The following is an 18,885-nucleotide window of genomic DNA, read 5'->3' as shown; positions in this document are numbered from 1 at the left end:
CGAACGTGACGACCACAAGATCGCCCCTCAAGGATGAGCCGGGATGAGCGACACATACGTCAAAACCGAATTTCGGTAAAGTGGAATATTTTTGCGGAGAGGGGTTGACGCGGTGGCGGGTGTTTTGCCCGACGGGTCAAGGCCCGACACTCCTTCCGTTACATGAGCGGGCTTGGGACCCGACTTCAACGCGTCGGCGGCATCAGCGCACGCAGGATACCTGGCTTCCAGGCCTGACGCGCGCTGTCGAAGGCGGCAAAGTCGTGATCGAACTGCCAGTAGGCCCATGACCAGCCGAGCCTATCGGCGCTTCTCGCCACGAATGACAAATATCGCTGCCGGCTGTCGGATGGCGCACGCTCGTACACTCCGAACTCGCCGACATAAACCGGGCGCTGCTCTTTCTCCGCCCAGAGGCTCATCTTCCTGAAGTCCGCGGCAGCCTTCGCTTCATCCTCCGGGCTGCCCCAGTCCAGGGGCCCGATCCGCGAAAACGTCGGAGACCACGGCGCGCCCTGATGGGTGAACCGTATCGGCGCGTAATAATGAAACGTGACGATGAGATGCCTGTCCTCTGGCGGCAGAACCAGCGCGTCGACAGGGATCTCGTCGGTGTTGAGAACGGCGGCGATGACCAGCCGTTCGGGATTGGTGCGGCGGATAATGCCGAGACATTCATTGAGGAGCGAATTCCAGCCGGCGGACGTCATTTCCCCACCAGGCTCGTTCAACACCTCGAAGACGAGTGCCGGATATTTTCCGGCATAGCGCTCGGCGATCTGCCGCCAGAACGCCTTGAGCTTCTCGGCGCATTCGGAAACGTCGCGCTGGCAAAGATGAGTATCGTGCTCGTCGACGATGGGAACGAGCTTCCTCGCGAGAACCTCCTCGATGACGGCGTCGAGCCGCCTCAGGACGATTTCGTCCATGACATTCCCCGGCCCCATGAACTTGAAGCCGAAGAAATTGATCCTGACATGCGCGAACCCGGCTTTCTTGATGGCGGTCAGATTGTCCAGGCGAAATGGCGCGTTTTGGCCGCCTTCCCAGATACCATCGTAGCCGAGAATGTTGATACCGCGACCCAGTTTTGGCATGTCACGGGCGGCGGTCTGCTCGGCCCCGTGGGCGTGGAAGAACAGCGATGCAAGGAAGAACGCCGCTACCGCGAGATTGAAGCTTCTCGACCAGCGAGCGCGCGTGGCGGTCATACCGCTTCCATTCCTAGAGCCTGGAATTCCGTCGGTCGCACCGGCCTGCACGTCGCGAAGAAAAATCCCACCAGGAGCACCGATGTGAACATCGTCGAGCGAAGGAACGTCGTCTCCGTAAAATTGGTCTGAAAGCTGAGGACGACAAATCCGATGATGAGGGCACAATGCGATCGGTCGATCGTGCGAGCGGAAATCAGATGAAGGATCTTGTGCGAAAACAGGAGGACGCTCGCAGCAAAGAGCATGTACCCCAGGAAGCCGGTTTCCATCAGGATCGCGATGTAGCCGCTGTGATAATTGTCGAGCACCCAGCCGTGATTCTGTTCGAAATAATCGTAGATCGACGGGATGGTCCAGAAGCCGTTGATGCCGAAGCCGAGCAGCGGCGCATCGTTGAAATGGCTTATCGCGTAATGCCAGATGAAGGTTCGTTCGGTGAAATCGATACTGGCATCGCCGATATGGATCGCGTCGTATCCCGTCACGTAGAAATACAGGATCAGAAGTCCGGCCAGAACGCACATGACCGACGGCAGGAGCGCATAGAGCCTCATGCAGCCGACCGACCACATCGAGGTCACGAGCATGGCGCAGGCGGCCAGGGCGACAGCGCCGGCGCCGCGCGATTCCGACGCGAGCACACATGTCGACGCCAACAGGAACACGGCGAGGAAGGCCAGCCACCCCTGCCCCGTCATCTTTTGATAGCAGGCCAAGAACATCAGATACGCGCCGACGAAGCCGAGCGTCTGCTTGGATTCGTAGACGCCCTGCCATTGACCGTTGTGCATCCAGCTGTGGTCGATCCCGATGTCGGGCACGGCCAACGCACAGACAGCCGACGCGGCGACCAATATGAAGAGCCCAAGGGCCGTGGCTCTCACGATGTCGTCCACGTCGACGCGCGTGACGAGGCAAAATGCGCCGAACGTCGTCATCGCAAGCGCCGCGCTCTTCATGATCGCCGCGACGCTCAGGCTGGACCAGAACACCGAGAGAATAGCGAAGGCATAGAATGCGACCAGCGCCACCAGATCGGGATTGACCTGCAACCGCAGGCGCGGCTGCACGAATGCACTTGCGTAGATCAGGATAGCCCACATCAGAAGGGCTATGGCCTGTTGCAGAAAGCTCAGCTCCGTCGGCACTAGCGCAGCGTTGAAGATGCCCATCGATGCGACCACGTTGATGGTGATCGAACAGCTGATCGCGATCCTGGCTATCCTCTCGACGCCAACGCTGCGCGTCGTCCAGATCGCGCGCCCGGGTGCCCCGGAATCCACCTCGGTCTGCAGGCTGGCCATGAGATGACCTTCCTTAAGCGCGGTTAATAATTCGCTAGCGCAGGTCGAGCTTCACGCCGCGAGGCGGCGCCGTTGCGAGAAATTAACGGTTTGGTAACGATACGAGCCCTGCTTGAAGCATTAGCGCAAATCACACGCCGCCGGTGTCTCGCCTGTAATGACCCTGCTATAAAGCGCAGATCCGGTTCGATCGACGGTCCCGAGCTATCCGGCTTCCCTGGTTATCATGAACAGACCTAGCAACACATTCGACATCGCCATCGAGCAGGGATTCGACTTCCTGTCGCCTGATTACGCGGAGCTGTTCGACAACTCGGCCGCCACCGCGTTCCAGCATCCGCTCTGGCTCGACACCCTCTATACCAGGCTCGCGTCTCATGCAGGCGCAACGCCTCTGGTTGTCGTGGTCCGCCACCGCGCGACGGGCGCCCTTGCGATGGTGCTGCCCTTGCTGCGGATCCGGCGCGGCCCGATACGGACCGTCGAATTCGCCGACCTTCGCGTCTCCGACTATCTGGCTCCGGTGTGCAGTCCGCAGGTCTTTTCCGAGCTGCTCAAGGACGAGAGCGCGTGCGCAGAAATCAGGTACCTTGTCCGCCCGTTCGATCTGCTCCGAATGACCAAGCTCCCGGATGGACGGCTTCCGATCGAGAACCTCCTGGCTACGCCCCGCCGCGCCGCGATGGACTCCAACGCCTACGCGACCGTTCTCGTCGCGCCGTTCGAGCAATGGCGCGCCAGCGCGATGGACCGTTCCTACCAGAAGGAGCTCGCAAAAAAATCCCGGCAGCTCCAGAAGAAGGGCGATCTGAGTTTTTCATGCTGCGGCGACAGCGCCTCCGTGATCGAGGCGCTGGACGTGATGCGAAAATTCCGCGGTCCGCGCTTTCAGGCGCAAGGCGACGGAGATCTGCTCCAGCGCTCCGAATATTACGGCTTCTATTCCGAGATGGCGCAGCGCGGCCTCGGCTCCTTTGTCCGGCTCTATGCCATGAAGATGGATGGCGAGGTGATTGCCGCCGTGCTCGGGCTCTGCCATCGAGGCAGCTTCCTCGTTATCATGAGCGCCTTCGACATTGCCGGATACAAGAGCCAGTCCCTGGGCGCGCTGATGTTCGAGCAAGTCGCGAAGGACTGCATTGAGCGCGGGGATCAGATGCTCGATTTCACCATCGGTGACGAGCCCTACAAGAAGCAGTTCGGCGCACAGCCCGCGCCGATGTGGGTGGTCACGCAGGCCGGCAGCACCGTGGGCGCCATTTCCTTGTTCGCACTGAAGCAGGCGCCCTGGCTCAAACTGGCCGCCAAGCGAATGTCGGAGTTCCGGCTCCTGCCGACCCGGACCTCAACGCCCACGCGCTGACCGGCGCGAGGCCCCGATGAGTGCGGCTCTCAGGCGCGTAGCGCGCCTCGAACATGCGCGAGCCAGCCCGGCCGCATTTGATCGACCCGGTGGGTGATCCTGCGTCGCAGGAAGTGCAGGCGCCGTCGCACGTCCCAGCCGATATCGTTGCGGGACGTCAGCGCCTGCCGGAAGTGCGCCATCTTCAGCGACTGCTGGTCCGCCGCGACCTTGTCGACATCGGAATAGAATTCCGAAATCTTGTCCTGGCTCATGCCTTCGGTCACGAGCCAACGCGGCGCATATTCGGTGCAGAGGCGGTCGACATCGACCAGCAGGCGGGCAACGCCGGTGCCGGCGGCAGGGCAATTGGTCTGGAACGCATCGCCGATGAGCACGACGCCGGGCTGCAGATGTCCTTCCACGACGGACAGGTCCATCACCCAATTCTGCACCCGGTCGATCACGTGGAAATCGCCGAGGTAAGGCCGCAAACCCGGCAGCAGGCGCAACACCGTCGCTTCCGGTTCGCGGCGCAGCTCGCGCATGATCGGATCGGCCGCGTCGCGGAACATGAAGAGATTTGCCCGCATGCCGGCACGCACGGGAAACAGGCTGAGATAATCGATGCCGTCCGCCGTGCGCTCGCCGTAACAGGTCAGCGCCTCGAAATCGAACGGCGCATCGTCTCGGCGCGCGATCGTGAATCCGAACGTGACCGAATGACGCTCGGCCAGCACCCGCCGCTTGATACCGAGCTTGTAACCGAGAACGCCCGCCATGCCCGTGGCCAACACGACGAGGCGCGCTGTCATGCGTCTCCCGGACGCGAGCTCGATATGCTGGATATCGTCGCTACAGTTGACGGCAGTGACCTCGTCGACGATCAGGCTGGACGGATCAGGCAGTTGACTGCGCGCCATGGCGACGAGATCGGCATACGGAAGTCCGTAAGCCCGGCCGACGCTGATATCGACCACCTTGCCTTCCCTGATATTGAGCACCTGATCATATCGGCAGGCGACGCTGTCGAGCGCGTCGAGGAAGCCCAGCTTGCGCAACATCTCCAGCTGATGGCCGCCAATTTTCTCGACCCGGAACTCGTCCGGATAGACCGCGCGCTTGTCGACGAGCGCGACACGATGCCCTGACCGCGCGAGCACGGCCGCCGCGAGCGAGCCCGCGAGGCCGCCGCCAACGATCGCAATGTCGGCGACGATCGTCGAAGGGCCGGCTGCGGCAATCGGCTCGGGCGCGTTGCTATCCGCCGTCATGGTCCAGGCTCCCACGGTCAACGATGATTGCCCGTGCAATTCTCTCGCCTGATGTCGCATCGCAGGACCAAACGCGATCATTTCTCGATATCTCGGTTAATGCAGCGGAGACCGGCCCGGCCCGACGAGATCCGGCACGCGGCTTGCTCGGGATGACCAATCCCGGCGAGCCGGTCCGCATTCCAGCGGCTCATCTCGCCTCATTGGCCGTCGATGCGGCGCTATGCCGCCACGCGATCAGGCCGCACTTTGCTCTATCTGGGACAATGGGATCAGCAATGTTCCATAGTGAAGCAACAGGCATGCCGCGACATCGCCGCGGTCGGCAGGATCATGGAGGCCGTCCATTAACACTCGCGGTTTTTCGGCATGCTAGGCTTTTGCAGGTAATCTGAAATGTCTCTTCAGGGGAAGTTGCCCCTTAAATCTCCATGATCGAATCCATCGTCCAATTCATGCGGCGCGACGTGACGCGCGGTGTTGCCGGAACCATCCTTCTCAAGGTTGGTAGCGGCGCGCTTGCGTTCGCGTTGTTCTCGCTTGCGGCACGAACGATGTCGCCCGATGGGTTTGGTATCTTTGCGACCTGGCTTTCGGTCGCCCAGATGGCAGCGGTCGTCGGACTGGTGGGCCAGGAATCGCTGCTGGTGCGATTTCTGAACGAGTATCGGGTGGGAAATCAGCCCGATCTCACCAAAGGCGTGCTGCTATCGAGCCTCAAAATTTCCTCCGTCGCGATGCTGATCGCGATCGGCACAATGGCGATCGGCGCGAACATCAAAGGCGCCTCGTGGCTGCTGGTTCTCGCGGTGTCGGCCTACACGGCCGTGAATGCGGGACTGATGCTTGGCAGCCAGATCGCACGCTCCCTGGTCAGCATTCTCATGGGAGAAGGAAACAGGGAGTTCTTCTGGCGCGTCAGCGTCGTGCTGTTCCTGCTCGCAATCATGTTCGGCCATCGCCAGCTCGATCCCGCCGAATTGATCGCCGTGATGACGATTGCCATGTCGGTCGGACTGATTGCACAGATCATCGCGATTGCGCGAACCCTGCCGGATTTCCGCGGCACGGCGGTGGGGTCCGAGACGTCGCGCTGGAGATCGAGCGCGCTTCATTTCTGGGTCGCATCCATCCTCGAAGCCGCGAACCAGTATTTCGACGTCATTCTGGTCTATTGGATGCTGGACCCCACAACCGCCGGAATTTACTTTGCCGCTTCGCGGCTGGCCAACATCTTCGCCATGCTGTCGGCCGCACTGTACAGTTTTGGCGCACGTCGGCTCCCCTCGCTGTACTTCAGCAAGAACCATCAGGAATTCGAGCGAACGTTGCGGCTCATGGCGGAAGTAACCGCGGTGTGCGTGGTCAGCGGACTTCTCCTGATCTGGGTTGGAGGTCCCCATCTGCTCAACCTGTTCGGGCCGCATTTTGCTGCGCAGCACTGGGTCCTGATCGTGCTCGCGATCGGAACAGCGTTCCAGGCGGCGGGCGGTCCTTCTGCGGCGATCTTGCAGCTGACCGGCTATGAGCGCGAGTACGTCCCCGTGATCGCCGGGAACGTAGCGCTGCGGCTAGTCGGATTTCTCGTCCTCATTCCCTGGCTCGGCGTTCTTGGTGCAGCGATCTCGGCCACTGTGTCGCTGGCGCTGGCGACCATTGCGCTCAACATCCTCTGTCGCCGGCGAACCGGGGTCGATCCTTCGATTTTGGGGCTTTTGCGCTTCTCGGCATCGAAGCCCAGCGCCTACGCGGTCCGTGGCGCGGACTCCGGCGAATAGACCTCTGGTCAGCCGAGGCAATGGCACGGCTCGGCTCGGCAATCCGTTGCCGGTGGCGTCAACCAGCCAGCCCCAGCACTTCGCCGCGACGCGACGCCGACGGGCCGGCCGGCACACGATTGACGACGATGCCCGTCGGCACGCCGGCAAACCGGGAGAGCGCAGCGATCGCCCTGCGCATTGCGGCCGAGTCGACTGCGTCTTCGCGCGCGACCAGCATGACAAGATCGGCGTGAGCAGCCAGCGCCGCCGCCTCCGGCTGCAAGGCCAGGGAGGTGGCGTGGACGACAATCAGATCGAACTCCGAACGAATATCGTCCGCGGGCTGTGGCTGGGGCTTCTTGCTGGCGCTCAGGAGCTCATCGACGCTGCGAAAGTCCGCAATGATCATGCCGTCGGCTTGGCCCTTGGTGAGCCCTGCCCCGGCACCGCCGAGGTCCGGCTCGACCCGGATCAACACGCTCAGCTTCCCCGTGTTCAACGCCCATCGATTCAGCGACCGCGCGACGGTGTTGCCGCCGGCGCGCTTCCCGACCGACATCACGAGGACGACCTTGCCACGAGGTCCCGGCACCTTCTCCAGCCGCTCCAGCAGCGGACGCAGGTGGAGACCGAGATCGAGTTCGGTCGTCGCGGACACCGGAGCTTGCCAGATGTTTCTGGGGGCTTCGCCTGGCGCCAAGTCGGGAATGCGGGCCCAAATGGGCGGACGCGACCACGTCGCGGGCTGGCGCGGAGCCGGTTCGGGGTCGCGGACATCGGGAGCGGATTTGTCCGATCCGCGTCCCGTGGCGGCAACGACCGCCGTCGATGTCAGCAGCGAACCGATCGCGAGAGCGGCGAGCAGCAAGGACAGCGGTGGAAGGGTCGAGCGCAGCGGCGGAATGGCGGACGACGCAATCTTGGTCTGGGAGCTCTGCAAGAGGCGCTGCTCGTTCGTCGTCTTGGAGCGCGAGAGGAACTGCTCGTAGATGTTTCTGTTGGCCTCGGCGTCGCGCTGCAGCTCCTGGAGCCGGACCAGTGCCTGACCATCGACCAGAAGCTGCGATTCCGCCGCCTTCATCTGGCCTTCCAGCGCCTTCTGCTGTTCGCGCTGGGCCTCGTATTCCGATTTTGCGGTGTCGATGCCCTTCGTCCGCTCAACCTCGATCTGCCTGTTGAGATCGGTCAACTGGCTGTACGACATGACGAGGTCGGGATGGCGATCGCCGAACACCGCCCGCTTCTGCGCAATCTGGTCATTGAGCGCCGACCGCTGCGCGCGCAGGGCGCTCAGCAGATCCTGCTTGACGGGACTGTCGACATTCGCCTTCACGTCGCGCTGTGCCTGCTCGTGGCGGGCCTTCGCCTCTTCGGTCCTGGCGCGCGCAGCGGCAACCTGCTGCGACAGTTCGGTGACCCGCAATTGCTGGGTGGTGGAATCCTTGCCCGCGTTGACGATCCTGTGCTCGAGCTTGAACGTGGCCACGGCGTCCTCTGACGCCTTCAACCGTTCGCTCAATGATTTGAGCCGGCCACTGAGCCAGTCGGCGGCCTCGTCGGTCGCATCGGTGCGGCTGCGGCCCTGGCTGGCGACGAACGCCTCGGCGATGGCATTGGCGTAGTAAGCGGCCCGCTCCGGCCGGTTCGACGTGAAGCGGATGGCGATGACATAGGTCAGCCCGCGCCGGGAAATGTCGAGGCGGTTGCGGAATCTCTCGAGCAGGCGCGCGGGGTCGGTATGTCCCCCGGAAATGTCCTCGTCGTCCCGAATCTTGAGCTGCTCGATCAGCGGCTTGAGAAAGCCGTCGGACTTCGCCACTTCGACCAGGCTTTGCAGCGCAGCGCTATCCTGCCCGATGCCCGGCAGAACGTCCTGCTCCGAGGTCACGCGTTGCTCGCGTGGATCGACCACCACCAGCGCGGTCGCCGCAAATCGCACCGGGATCACCAAGAGAACGATGACGCCAAGGGAAAAAATCGCCAGAGCAAGCGTCAGGATGCGGCGAGCGTTGTTCCGCATGAAAGAGAGCGCACCCGCGGCCGTGAGCGCACCGCCCAAGCGCGCGGCGGATTCGCGCGACTCGCCGTTTGACGCATGTCGCGTCTGCCACGACGCGGCGGCAGCGGTCGATCCGGAACTTGTCGGGTCTGCGCGGCGACCGAACGTCATGGATTTTACTCGGATTCAACTGGCGAACACTGTTCAGTGCCTGCTCCAACGTAAATATCTATGGTTAATCCGCGGTTACCCGCGCCTGGCGCGGCCGTGACCAATTGGTTAACGCGCGCGCTTCATTTCGTCGGGAACCAGCGGAATTCCCTCGCGAACGATGCCCTTGCGACAGGGCGCGCATTAACTCCGTTTATTGCTAGTCGGTGTCCGCGCGAGGCCTCCATGGTAAGCACGGGGTTAAGAATGTGAAAAATTCGTTTCTCTAGTGGGTCGGGATCCGTGCTCCATTACCAGCCAAACAAGGCGTTGGGCGAGACGACTGCGACAGCACTCCCGCCGCCCAACGGTGGCGGACGAAAGCCGCACGTGCTTCTCGTACAGACCCAGGCCGAGAACGCGGGCGCGCAGGAGATCTCGCGCCTGCTTGGCGCCAGGCTGACCGCCCGCGGCTATCGGGTCACCAATCTGTTCTTCTTCCGCAAGTCGGATTCGTTCGATGAGCCCCCCGACACGATCTATTGCGCGTCGAGCCGGCCGGGAAATCCGCTGGCGCTGCTGCAAATGCTGTGGACGCTCGGCGGCCATATCAGGGCCACCAGGCCCGACGCCGTTCTGACGTTTCAGCACTTCGGCAATGTCATCGGCGCCGGCGTGGCGCGCCTCATCTGCCGCGCGCCTGTCATCGCCAATCAGGTTTCATCCGCGCTGTCGATGAGCTGGCCGGTCCGTATGGCCGACATCGCCATGGGAAGCCTCGGCTTCTTCGACCGCATCACGCTCAACTCGCTGGACATGCAACGCGAGTATTCGCGCTACCCCAAGGCTTATCGCGCGCGCATGGTGCATGTCCCGCACGGCTTCGACGACAAGGCGCTCACCCTGACGAAGCAAGCTGCGCGACAGAAGTTCAATCTGCCGCCGGATCGCACCCTGCTCGGCTGCGCAGCAAGATTGCACCCGCACAAGCGGCTCGACGCGGCGATACGTCTGTTGCCGGATCAACCATCCTGGCACCTCGCGCTGGCCGGCCAGGGAGCCGACGAGGCCCGGCTGCGGCAGTTGGCGGATGAGCTGAGAGTATCGGACAGGCTGCATCTGCTCGGCGAAATCACCCCGCGCCAGATGGCGGAGTTTCTCGCCGCTCTCGACGTATTCGTATTTCCGACGCAGGCGGAGACCTTCGGCTTGGCCGCTGTGGAGGCCGCAAACGCCGGCGTTCCCTCGGTCGTCACCGATCTCCCGGTCTTGCGCGAGGTGCTGTCCGTCGAAGGAAAACCGACAGCGCTGTTCGTCGATGCCTCCGATCATACCAAGCTGTCGGCCGCCGTCTCCAGGCTCCTGACGGACCAAAAACTGAGCGACGAACTGCGACAAAACGCCAAAGGCCTGAAGCTGCGCTATTCAGTGGACGCCATGGTGGAGGAATACGTTCGAATTCTCGGCCAGGTCATTTGATCGGGGCGCATTTAAACGGATCGACTCGGAAACGGATCGGCTCGACATGATCATCGAGTTTCGCTGTGAAATTGAGCATGCGCGGCGATGGATGGGCCGCGAGACGCTGCCGATCGATGACCGGGATGTACCGGTCCAGATTGCATGGACGGCAACGGCGGAGCCGCGGCCGACGGGTCTCGACATGCTGTTCGAGCTCGAACGTTTGGTGTTGCACAAGGGCAAACACAGCGGCGCCGACAGGCTGAAGATCAGTCCCGAACGGATGCAGGCTCGCACCGGCACAGCGGACGTCATTGTCGATTTCACCGGTGCCGCGCGGGATCCGAACTGCTCCGCCCGGCAGTATCTCCGTCCGCTGTTCAATGGAGCCGCAGGCGAAAACGCAGCCCTTGCCGCCATTCTCGCCGGCGATCTGCCGGTGATCGAAATCGTCGACGAGGTCGACGGTGCAGTCCTCGATCGCGGCCACCCCTCTGCCGAAATCGCGGCCGGTCTGAGCGGCGGACTAGAAACGGTCATGGCGCGAACCCTGACCATGGTGGCGGCCATCCTGTCGGGACGGCCGCGCATCCTGCCGCAGCTGGCGCGACCGGCCCGAATTGGTAACGGCCTGCCGGCGGCGTACGTCGCGCGCGGCCTAGCGACATCGATCGCCAAGGAGATCTATCGCCTCTGCTGCTATGCCCCGCATTGGCATGTCGGGTGGCGCTTCAATGATGGTGCCGGCGTCTGGCAGACCGGAGATCTGTCAGGGCCCCGCTGGAATGTCCTTTCCGACCCCGGAAATCACTTCTACGCCGATCCTTTCCCCATCACATGGCAGGGAAGAACATTCGTCTTCTTTGAAGATCTCGATCACCGGGTTGGGAAAGGAATCATTTCCGCGATCGAGTTCGACGATACGGGCCCGGTCCGAGCGGTCGTGCCCGTACTGGACGAGCCCTGGCACCTCTCCTATCCCTTCCTGATCGAGGACGATGGCGCGTTGTGGATGATCCCGGAGAGCTCGACCAATGGGGACGTCGCCATTTACAAATGCGTTCGGTTTCCAGACAAATGGGAGCGGCACGAGACGCTGCTTTCGGGACTTGAACTCGCCGATGTGACGATCACGCGGCACAACGGCCTGAACTATCTGTTCGGAGCTTGGCGCGACGGCACCGGCGGATATTCGGATTCGCTGGCGATCTATTACGCCGAGCACCTCATGGGCCCGTGGTTGCCGCATGCCAGCAACCCCGTCCTCATCGACCGCGCGAGCACGCGGCCTGCGGGGAATTTCGTCACCATCAATGGCAAATTGTGGCGGCCGGTCCAGGATTGTGCCGGCGGATACGGCGCAGCGCTCGCCCTGGCGGAAATCGTCGAACTGTCGCCGACGACGTTCAAGCAGATTGTCCGCCACTCTCTGCGGCCCGGATCGGCATGGCCCGGCAGGAAGTTGCACACCTTGAACCGCTACGGCCGGCTCGAGGTGATCGACGGATCGCGTGTCCAACCCAAGACCCGCGCCTTCGGAGGCAAATTTCCATCGGCCGTTTTGTCGCCGCGAACCAGTCCCTCTACCGCCAGCTAGCGCGGATGGCTGAACAAGTCCGTCGTGGCGTCGTCGACGGCGATATCGACCAGCGCGGGACCGCTCGATGCCAACGCTTCGGTCAAGATAGGATCGACGTCACTGGCATCGGTCACGCGCCGCCCCGGACAACCCATTCCCCTTGCGAGCGCCACGAAGTCGAGCCCGGGCAGGTCGATCCCGGGCGGGCGATGCGCCTGCATCAGCTGGCTGAAGGCGCGCATCGCGCCATAGCCTGAATTGTTCATGATCACGAAGGTGATCGGCAAGCGGCGTTGCACCGCGGTCCAGATCGCCTGGATGCAATACATCGCCGATCCGTCACCGATCAGGGCGACGATGCGGCGGCCGGGCCGCGCCAGCGCCACGCCGACGGAGGCCGGCAGGCTGTAACCAAGTCCGCCGCTCGCCATCGTATAGAAGCTGTCCGCACCCGGCCGCGGCAGGAATTGTTGAATGGCGGGACGATGCGACGGCGCTTCCTCGACCACGATCGCATCGCCCGGCATCAACGCCGAGAGCCGGGCGAGCGCATAGCCCGGCGGAATCGGATGTTGCGCGGCAGGAGCGGCAGGCCGCATCCGCGCGGCCGGCACTTCGCGCTCCGCGATGTCAGGCATCGCCGACAGCAGTCCAGCCAGCGCCTTCGGGAGCGTGCTGATGATGGTGTCGCCGACAGAAGCGGCTGCGGCTTCCGTCGGATCATCCGTGATCTGCCAGACCAGCGTTCCGTCGTCGAGCAATTCGCATTGTCCTTCGACATGGAAAGTAAACACCGGCGCGCCGACCACGACGATCAGATCGGCGCCGCGCAGGGCGCGGGCGAGCCCTCCTGGTGCTGCCGGAAGGAAGCCGGCAAACAGCCGATGCAATTCCGGAAAGCTTGAACGGCTCGACATCGGGCTTGCCCAAACGGCCGCGCTCGCCTGCTCGGCCACAGCGACCATCGCGTCGACGCAGCCGCTGCGATCGATCTCGGGTCCGACAACGAAGATAGGTTTTTTGGCGGCCCGGATCGCCGCGCCGAGCCGAACGATCGCCGCCGGATCGGGCGCAAACTCCGTCGCGATGTGGCGGACCGGCGGTGCGATTGCGGGCCGCGCCCAATCATCCGACGGGACCGACACGAATGTCGGACCGCGCGGATGCTGCATGGCGGTGAGGAAGGCCTGCGCGATCGCCGCTGGAACATCTTCGGCCCGCGCCGGTTCGGCGCTCCATTTCACATAGGGCTTTGGAAACTGTGCGGCGTCCTCGGCGAAGAGATAGGGTCGCATCCGCAACAGGCTGCGCGCCTGCTGCCCGGCTGTCACGACCATCGGCGTCTTGTTGCGGAACGCGGTGAAGAGATTGCCGAGCGCATGACCGAGCCCGGCCGCCGAGTGCAAATTGACGAAAGCCGGACGCCCCGTCGCCTGCGCGTAGCCGTCCGCCATGCCGACGACGCAGGCTTCCTGCAAACCGAGCACGTAGTCGATGTCATCGGGCCAGTCGCCGAGGAAGGCAAGCTCGGTCGAGCCGGGATTGCCGAAAACGCGATCGACGCCAAAGGAGCGAAGCACACCGAGGGTCGCTTCCCGAACCGTGAGAATTTTCGAATTCATGAATGGACGTCCTGGTGGCTTCGCTTGCTGCGCGATCAGAAAGGATAGTGCTGCGGCTGGGTCTCGATGGTGATCCAGCGCAGATCGGTGAACTCGGCGATCCCGGCCTGGCCGCCGAAGCGGCCGTAGCCCGATCCCTTGACGCCGCCGAACGGCATCTGCGCCTCGTCATGCACGGTCGGGCCGTTGACGTGGCAGATACCGCTTTCGATCCGCTGCGCCACCGTCAGGGCACGCGCGACGTCGCGGCCGAACACGGCGGCCGAGAGGCCGTACTCGGTATCGTTGGCGAGCCGAACGGCATCGTCCACGCCACGCGCGCGGACCACCGAGACGACGGGACCAAAGCTCTCCTCGGTGTAGATGCGCATGCCCGGCACCACGCGGTCGAGCACGGTGGCTGGGACGACCGTGCCAACCCGGTCGCCCCCCGCGAGCTTGACGGCGCCTTTCGCGATCGCGTCGTCGATCAGGGCAACGACATGCTTGGCCGGCGCCTCGTCGATCATCGAGCCGACCACCACCGGACCGCGGCGCGGGTCGCCGGCCGGAAGCGCGCCTGTCTTCTTGGCAAGCTTCGCGACGAACTGATCGGCGACGGCCTCGTCCACGATTACGCGCTCAGTAGACATGCAGACCTGGCCCTGGTTGATGAAGGCGCCGAAGGCCACGGCGGCGACGGCGGCATCGAGGTCGGCATCGTCGAGCACGACCAGAGGCGCCTTGCCGCCAAGCTCGAGCAGCACCGGCTTGAGGTGCCGCCCGGCGAGTTCGGCGATGACGCGGCCGACCCGGGTTGAGCCGGTGAAGTTGATCCGCCGCACGGCCGGATTGGCGATCAGGCGCTCGACCAGAGCAGGCGCATCGGCCGGTGCGTTGGTCAGAACATTTACGACACCGGGCGGAAAGCCTGCATCCTTGAAGACCTCGCCGATCAGCCGGTGCGTTCCCGGGCAAATCTCGGACGCCTTGAGCACGACCGTATTGCCGCAGGCAAGCGCCGTCGCCACGGCGCGAACGCCGAGAATGATCGGCGCATTCCACGGCGCGATACCGAGGCACACGCCGGCCGGCTGGCGAACGGACATCGCGAGACATCCCGGCTTGTCCGACGGGATCACCTCGCCGGCGATCTGCGTGGTGAGCGACGCCGCTTCGCGCAGCATGCCGGTCGCGAGCTTCACGTTGAAGGCGGACCAGATCTCCGTCGTGCCGATCTCGGCCATCATGATCCGGATGAAGGCATCGCGCTTCGCCTCAAGCGCATCTGCGGCCTTCAGCAACAGAGCGCGCCTCGCATTCGGGCCAAGTGCCGACCATCCTGGCAATGCGGCGGAAGCTGCCGCCACCGCGGCGTCGGCATCGAACGCCGTCGCGGCGGCCGCGCGGCTTGCCACCTCCTGCGACAGCGGATTGCGGCGCTCGAACACCTTGCCGCCGGAAGCGGCCTGGTCCTGCCCGTTGATGAGAAGACTGACGTCCATGAAAACCTCCCTGATGTTGGTGATGGCGCCTGCTCAGCCGAGCAGCCGCGACTTGCCGGTTTCATGCGCGAAGCCGAGCGCGATCATCGCTGCGAGCGCGAGCGCGACGTAGTATCCCGTGATCGCGTAGGTGGAGCCCGTTTGCGCAAACAGGCTGGTGGCGACCAGCGGCGCGATGCCGCCGCCGAGCACCGTCCCGAGCTGCTTTCCGATCGACACGCCGGTGAAGCGAATACGGGTCGGAAACAGTTCCGGGAAATAGCTCCCTTCGCTGCCGAACATCAGCGGATGGATCACCCCCGCGGCGAGGATCACCGCGCATGTCACCAGCATCGTGTCACGGCTCGCGACCACATCGTAGAATGCAAACATCGAGATGGCTGCGAGCACCACGCCGGCCAGGAACAGACGCTTTCGTCCGATGCGGTCGGACCAGGCGCCGATGAGCGGCATCGCAACGAGGCCGACGAGATTGGCGAACAGCACGGCCTGCGTGATGACGTCCTTCGGGACGCCGAGCTGACGGGTCGCGAAGGAGATGGTGAAGATCGCCGTCAAATAGAAATATGATGTCTGCGCCATTTCGGCGAAGAACACGATGAGGATCGGCCGCCAATGCTCCCGCAGCGCTTCGACCACAGGCGCTGCTTCAGTCACCTTCGCCTTTCGGAATGTCGCGCTCTCTTCGATGCGCAGGCGCATATAGACGCCGAGCGCAACCAGCACCGCGCTGATCAGGAACGGGACGCGCCAGCCCCATGACAGCAAATCCGCCTCCGGCAACCGCGAGATCGTGAGCGCCGCAAACGAGGCGAGCACGACGCCGACGGGTCCTGCGGCCTGGATCACCGCGGCCGAGAAGCCGCGGCGGTGGCCGGGCGCCGTCTCGATCGCCATAAGGATCGCCGCGGTCGACTCGCCGCCGAGCGCAAACCCCTGGACGAAGCGCAACGCCACAAGCGCGACGGTCGCGGCCACGCCTGCACTGGCGTAGGTCGGCAACAATCCGATCGACATGGTCGCAAGTCCCATCATGAGCAGCGTACACAGCAAGACGGACTTTCGGCCGAGGCGGTCGCCGAAATGACCGAACACCAGTCCGCCGAGCGGACGCGCCAAAAATCCGACAGCAAACGTCGCGAACACCGCAATGGTCGCCGTGAGCTGGTCGAACTTCGGAAAGAACAGCTGATCGAATACCAGCGGCGCGATCAGGCCGTAGATGAAGAAGTCGTACCATTCGATCGCGGTGCCGATGGTGCCGGCGATCAGGATACGCCGGCGGCTGCTCGCCGTCTGCTCGGCAGTGGCGACGGTCGCAACGTCGTAGTCCTCCAATGCTCTTATCGTCACGGCTTCCTCCTCCGATGTCATTTGTCGTTTTGTTGTCTTGTTGTTATTGGCCGCGCCGCCGCTGATCGGATGCGACGGCGAGAGTCGATCAGCTTGCCAGCCGTGCGCTGTCGCTCGCATTGTGTCCGAGTGCGCGGGCAAGGACGCGCCCAGTCCTGCCAGCCTGTGACGCGCTGCCGCGCCAGGCCACGATCTGGTCGGGGCGTATCAAGGCGAGATCGGCGTCGTAGAGATCCCGCAGCGATTTCGGCAGCGTGACGAGTTTCACATCAACCCCGATCGCGCGGATGGTCTCGGCGAATGACGCATGCGCGGACATGACCTCGCCGAACTGGAGCAGCGTCCACTCGAACCCGAACAGATCGTACAAGGAGACGCCGTCGTCCAACCACGCATGCGGGGCGCGCCCGCCGGGACAGGCGCTCGGAACGTAGACGTTCGCGGCGTCCGGCGGCGGCTGGCTACCATCGGAGACGATGATCGGCGAGCCGTCGTAACGCCCGCCGAAGGTTATGCCGGGGATGTTGAATTCGGCGCGGGCGTGCTGTTCGAGATAGACGCCAGCGATCCGCCGCGCCTCGTCGCCGGCCTCGGTGGGGTCCTCGATCTCAGGCGCGGGAGCGAACAGACCGAGCGAGTCGGCAAAGCGACGCGCATAATCGGTGTTGCGCAGCGCCACCGGACGCCGCTCGACCTCATAGCTGTCGAGCAGCCCCGCCGGGCTCACACCCTTGACGACGCTTGCGAGCTTCCAGCCGAGATTGACCGCATCCTCGATCGCCGTGTTGTAGCCAAGCCCGCCGGTTGGCGTGAACAGATGCGCCGCGTCGCCGCCAAGGAACACCCTGCCCCGCTGCATCCCATTCGCGACCAGCGCATGACCGGCGGTCCAGGTCAGGAACGACAGCACTTCGCAGTCGATCGGTGCGCCGCAAGCGCGCTGGAACGCCGCTTTGGCTTCGTCGATCGTGATCGCATTTTCGTTCTCATCGGGCCGAAGCTGCGTGTGAAACGCAAACTCGTCGCGACCGTTCACCGATGCCATGAAGGCGCGGCGGTCGCCGTTGAAGCAATTGTACATCCACGCCTTGGCGTGCGGGATGCTCGTGTAGAAGCCGGGCGAACGGAGATAGACCGCCAGCATGCGGCCGCCCATGAAATCGCGCTGCGTTCCGGTTTCGCCGCCGTAGACAATGCCGAGCGACTGCCGGACCATGGAGCGCGGCCCGTCGGCCCCGACCAGGAAGTCGGCCCGGACCTCAAAGCGGCTGTTGTCATCGAGACGTTCGATCTGGGCGACGACGCCGTCATCGCTCTCGACGTAGCTGATCAGACGATGACCGTAGCTGAGCCGTATTCCGGGAAGCCGTTCGGCATGGCGGCGCAGCACCGCCTCGACATATTTTTGCGAGACCCGATGCGGCAGCTCGGCCGCGCTCCAGGAGCCCGACATGGCCTTGACGAGCTCGCTCGCGCGTGACGATGACGGCAATTGAAATCGGGCCAGCTCGTATCCGGTGTAGCGCGTGAAATATGCAACGTCCGTCGGATAATCCGCAGGCAGTCCTTCGCGTCGGATCTCGTCGGCAAAACCCAGCCGCCGATAGTGCTCCATCGAGCGCGCTTGCGTCGCATTGGCTTGCGGATTGAATGCGGTGCCCGGCTTTTCATCGACCAGGATCGCGGACACGCCGCGCCGGCCGAGCTCGTTGGCGAGCATCAGGCCGCAGGGCCCCCCGCCCACGATGAGCACCGAGGCCTTCAGACATGTTTCCAAGACGCTTCTCCCTACCAGCATTATTCTGCATGGTAAGGTCGCCTGACGATATCGTCAAGGAGCCTGACTATCTGATGTCGTCGAGCGTGTCGAACGTCGCGCCATAGACCGCCAGCCCCTTCACGATCGCATCCATCGTGGCCTTGCCGAGCTCGGCGCGCATTTCCTGCTCGGCGACGTCGACCGCGTCGCGGAACGCATCGAGCCATTTGCGCCCGGCCGGCGTGAACATGACGATGCGCGCGCGCCGATCGGTGGGATCGGCGATGCGATCGACCAGGCCGAGATCGGCGCATTGATCGACCAGCTCGCCCATCGCCTGCTTGCTCATGGAGGCGCGGCGGGCGAGCTCCGTCAGTCTGGTCCCCTCCACGTCGAGATTGCGTGTGAGGCCGACATGCGCGATCCGCGTTTCGCCATGCCCCTTCTCGCTCATCAGTTCGAGCACACGACCTTCGAAGCGCCGCACTGCGTTGTTGAGCAGCCGACCGATGTTGGCATGCCGCCATGCGGTGCCGGATGTCCTGGCTTTCAATGGATGTGCCTTCTGCAAAGCCGCCTGAATT

Annotated in this window: 13 protein-coding genes; 4 read left to right on the top strand and 9 right to left on the bottom strand. The window is 63.6% G+C overall.

What is annotated here, in order from left to right:
- Positions 1-185 precede the first annotated feature (185 nt).
- Together ABIB91_RS19850 and ABIB91_RS19845 are read right to left on the bottom strand one after the other, a co-directional pair.
- Complete coding sequence (locus tag ABIB91_RS19850; protein WP_354164703.1) at positions 186-1,211, bottom strand: glycoside hydrolase family 5 protein; 1,026 nt, start codon at positions 1,209-1,211, stop codon at positions 186-188.
- A complete protein-coding gene (locus ABIB91_RS19845; protein WP_354164700.1) occupies positions 1,208-2,518 on the bottom strand; it encodes an O-antigen ligase family protein in 1,311 nt (436 codons plus the stop codon). Before ABIB91_RS19845 ends, ABIB91_RS19850 begins: the two co-directional genes overlap by 4 nt.
- A gap of 226 nt (positions 2,519-2,744) precedes the next feature.
- Here ABIB91_RS19845 and ABIB91_RS19840 point away from each other — a divergent pair, with 226 nt between their 5' ends.
- Positions 2,745-3,881, top strand: coding sequence for a GNAT family N-acetyltransferase (locus ABIB91_RS19840; RefSeq protein ID WP_007593053.1), 1,137 nt, complete (start codon positions 2,745-2,747; stop codon positions 3,879-3,881).
- A 29-nt stretch (positions 3,882-3,910) separates the two neighbouring features.
- Here the strand turns inward: ABIB91_RS19840 and ABIB91_RS19835 are convergent, their stop codons facing one another.
- Positions 3,911-5,134, bottom strand: coding sequence for an FAD-dependent oxidoreductase (locus ABIB91_RS19835; protein WP_007593054.1), 1,224 nt, complete (start codon positions 5,132-5,134; stop codon positions 3,911-3,913).
- 431 nt (positions 5,135-5,565) lie between these two features.
- Between ABIB91_RS19835 and ABIB91_RS19830 the strand changes: the two genes are divergently transcribed.
- Entirely contained in the window at positions 5,566-6,912 is a 1,347-nt protein-coding gene (locus tag ABIB91_RS19830) for a lipopolysaccharide biosynthesis protein (protein WP_007593055.1), read from the top strand.
- Between the two features lie 58 nt (positions 6,913-6,970).
- On the opposite strand, the gene ABIB91_RS19825 is transcribed toward ABIB91_RS19830, so the two are convergent.
- The gene (locus ABIB91_RS19825; protein WP_007593056.1) at positions 6,971-9,064 is read right to left on the bottom strand and encodes a GumC family protein; all 2,094 of its coding nucleotides are present in this window, start codon (positions 9,062-9,064) and stop codon (positions 6,971-6,973) included.
- Positions 9,065-9,346: 282 nt separating this feature from the next.
- On the opposite strand from ABIB91_RS19825, the gene ABIB91_RS19820 reads away from it, so the two are divergent.
- Positions 9,347-10,522: a glycosyltransferase family 4 protein gene (locus ABIB91_RS19820; protein ID WP_007593057.1), complete on the top strand. Its 1,176-nt coding sequence runs from the start codon at positions 9,347-9,349 to the stop codon at positions 10,520-10,522.
- Positions 10,523-10,568: 46 nt separating this feature from the next.
- Positions 10,569-12,101 carry a glucosamine inositolphosphorylceramide transferase family protein gene (locus ABIB91_RS19815; protein ID WP_007593058.1) on the top strand — a complete coding sequence of 511 codons (1,533 nt, stop codon included), beginning with the start codon at positions 10,569-10,571 and terminating at the stop codon, positions 12,099-12,101.
- On the opposite strand, the gene mdlC is transcribed toward ABIB91_RS19815, so the two are convergent.
- The 5 genes from mdlC to ABIB91_RS19790 form a co-directional block, all read right to left on the bottom strand.
- Positions 12,098-13,705 carry a benzoylformate decarboxylase gene (gene mdlC / locus ABIB91_RS19810; protein WP_007593059.1) on the bottom strand — a complete coding sequence of 536 codons (1,608 nt, stop codon included), beginning with the start codon at positions 13,703-13,705 and terminating at the stop codon, positions 12,098-12,100. The genes ABIB91_RS19815 and mdlC overlap by 4 nt on opposite strands.
- Before the next feature lie 35 nt (positions 13,706-13,740).
- Positions 13,741-15,189 (bottom strand): aldehyde dehydrogenase, encoded by a 1,449-nt coding sequence (locus ABIB91_RS19805; RefSeq protein ID WP_007593060.1) that lies wholly within the window; start codon positions 15,187-15,189, stop codon positions 13,741-13,743.
- 33 nt (positions 15,190-15,222) lie between these two features.
- Entirely contained in the window at positions 15,223-16,542 is a 1,320-nt protein-coding gene (locus ABIB91_RS19800) for an MFS transporter (RefSeq protein WP_354164692.1), read from the bottom strand.
- A gap of 88 nt (positions 16,543-16,630) precedes the next feature.
- The gene (locus tag ABIB91_RS19795; RefSeq protein WP_354164689.1) at positions 16,631-18,340 is read right to left on the bottom strand and encodes an FAD-dependent oxidoreductase; all 1,710 of its coding nucleotides are present in this window, start codon (positions 18,338-18,340) and stop codon (positions 16,631-16,633) included.
- Between the two features lie 46 nt (positions 18,341-18,386).
- Complete coding sequence (locus tag ABIB91_RS19790; protein ID WP_219681073.1) at positions 18,387-18,854, bottom strand: MarR family winged helix-turn-helix transcriptional regulator; 468 nt, start codon at positions 18,852-18,854, stop codon at positions 18,387-18,389.
- Between the last annotated feature and the right edge of the window lie 31 nt (positions 18,855-18,885).

Source organism: Bradyrhizobium sp. JR4.3 (genome assembly GCF_040547695.1).
Classification (GTDB): Bacteria; Pseudomonadota; Alphaproteobacteria; order Rhizobiales; family Xanthobacteraceae; genus Bradyrhizobium; species Bradyrhizobium canariense.
This window is presented reverse-complemented; position numbering and strand designations above follow the sequence as displayed.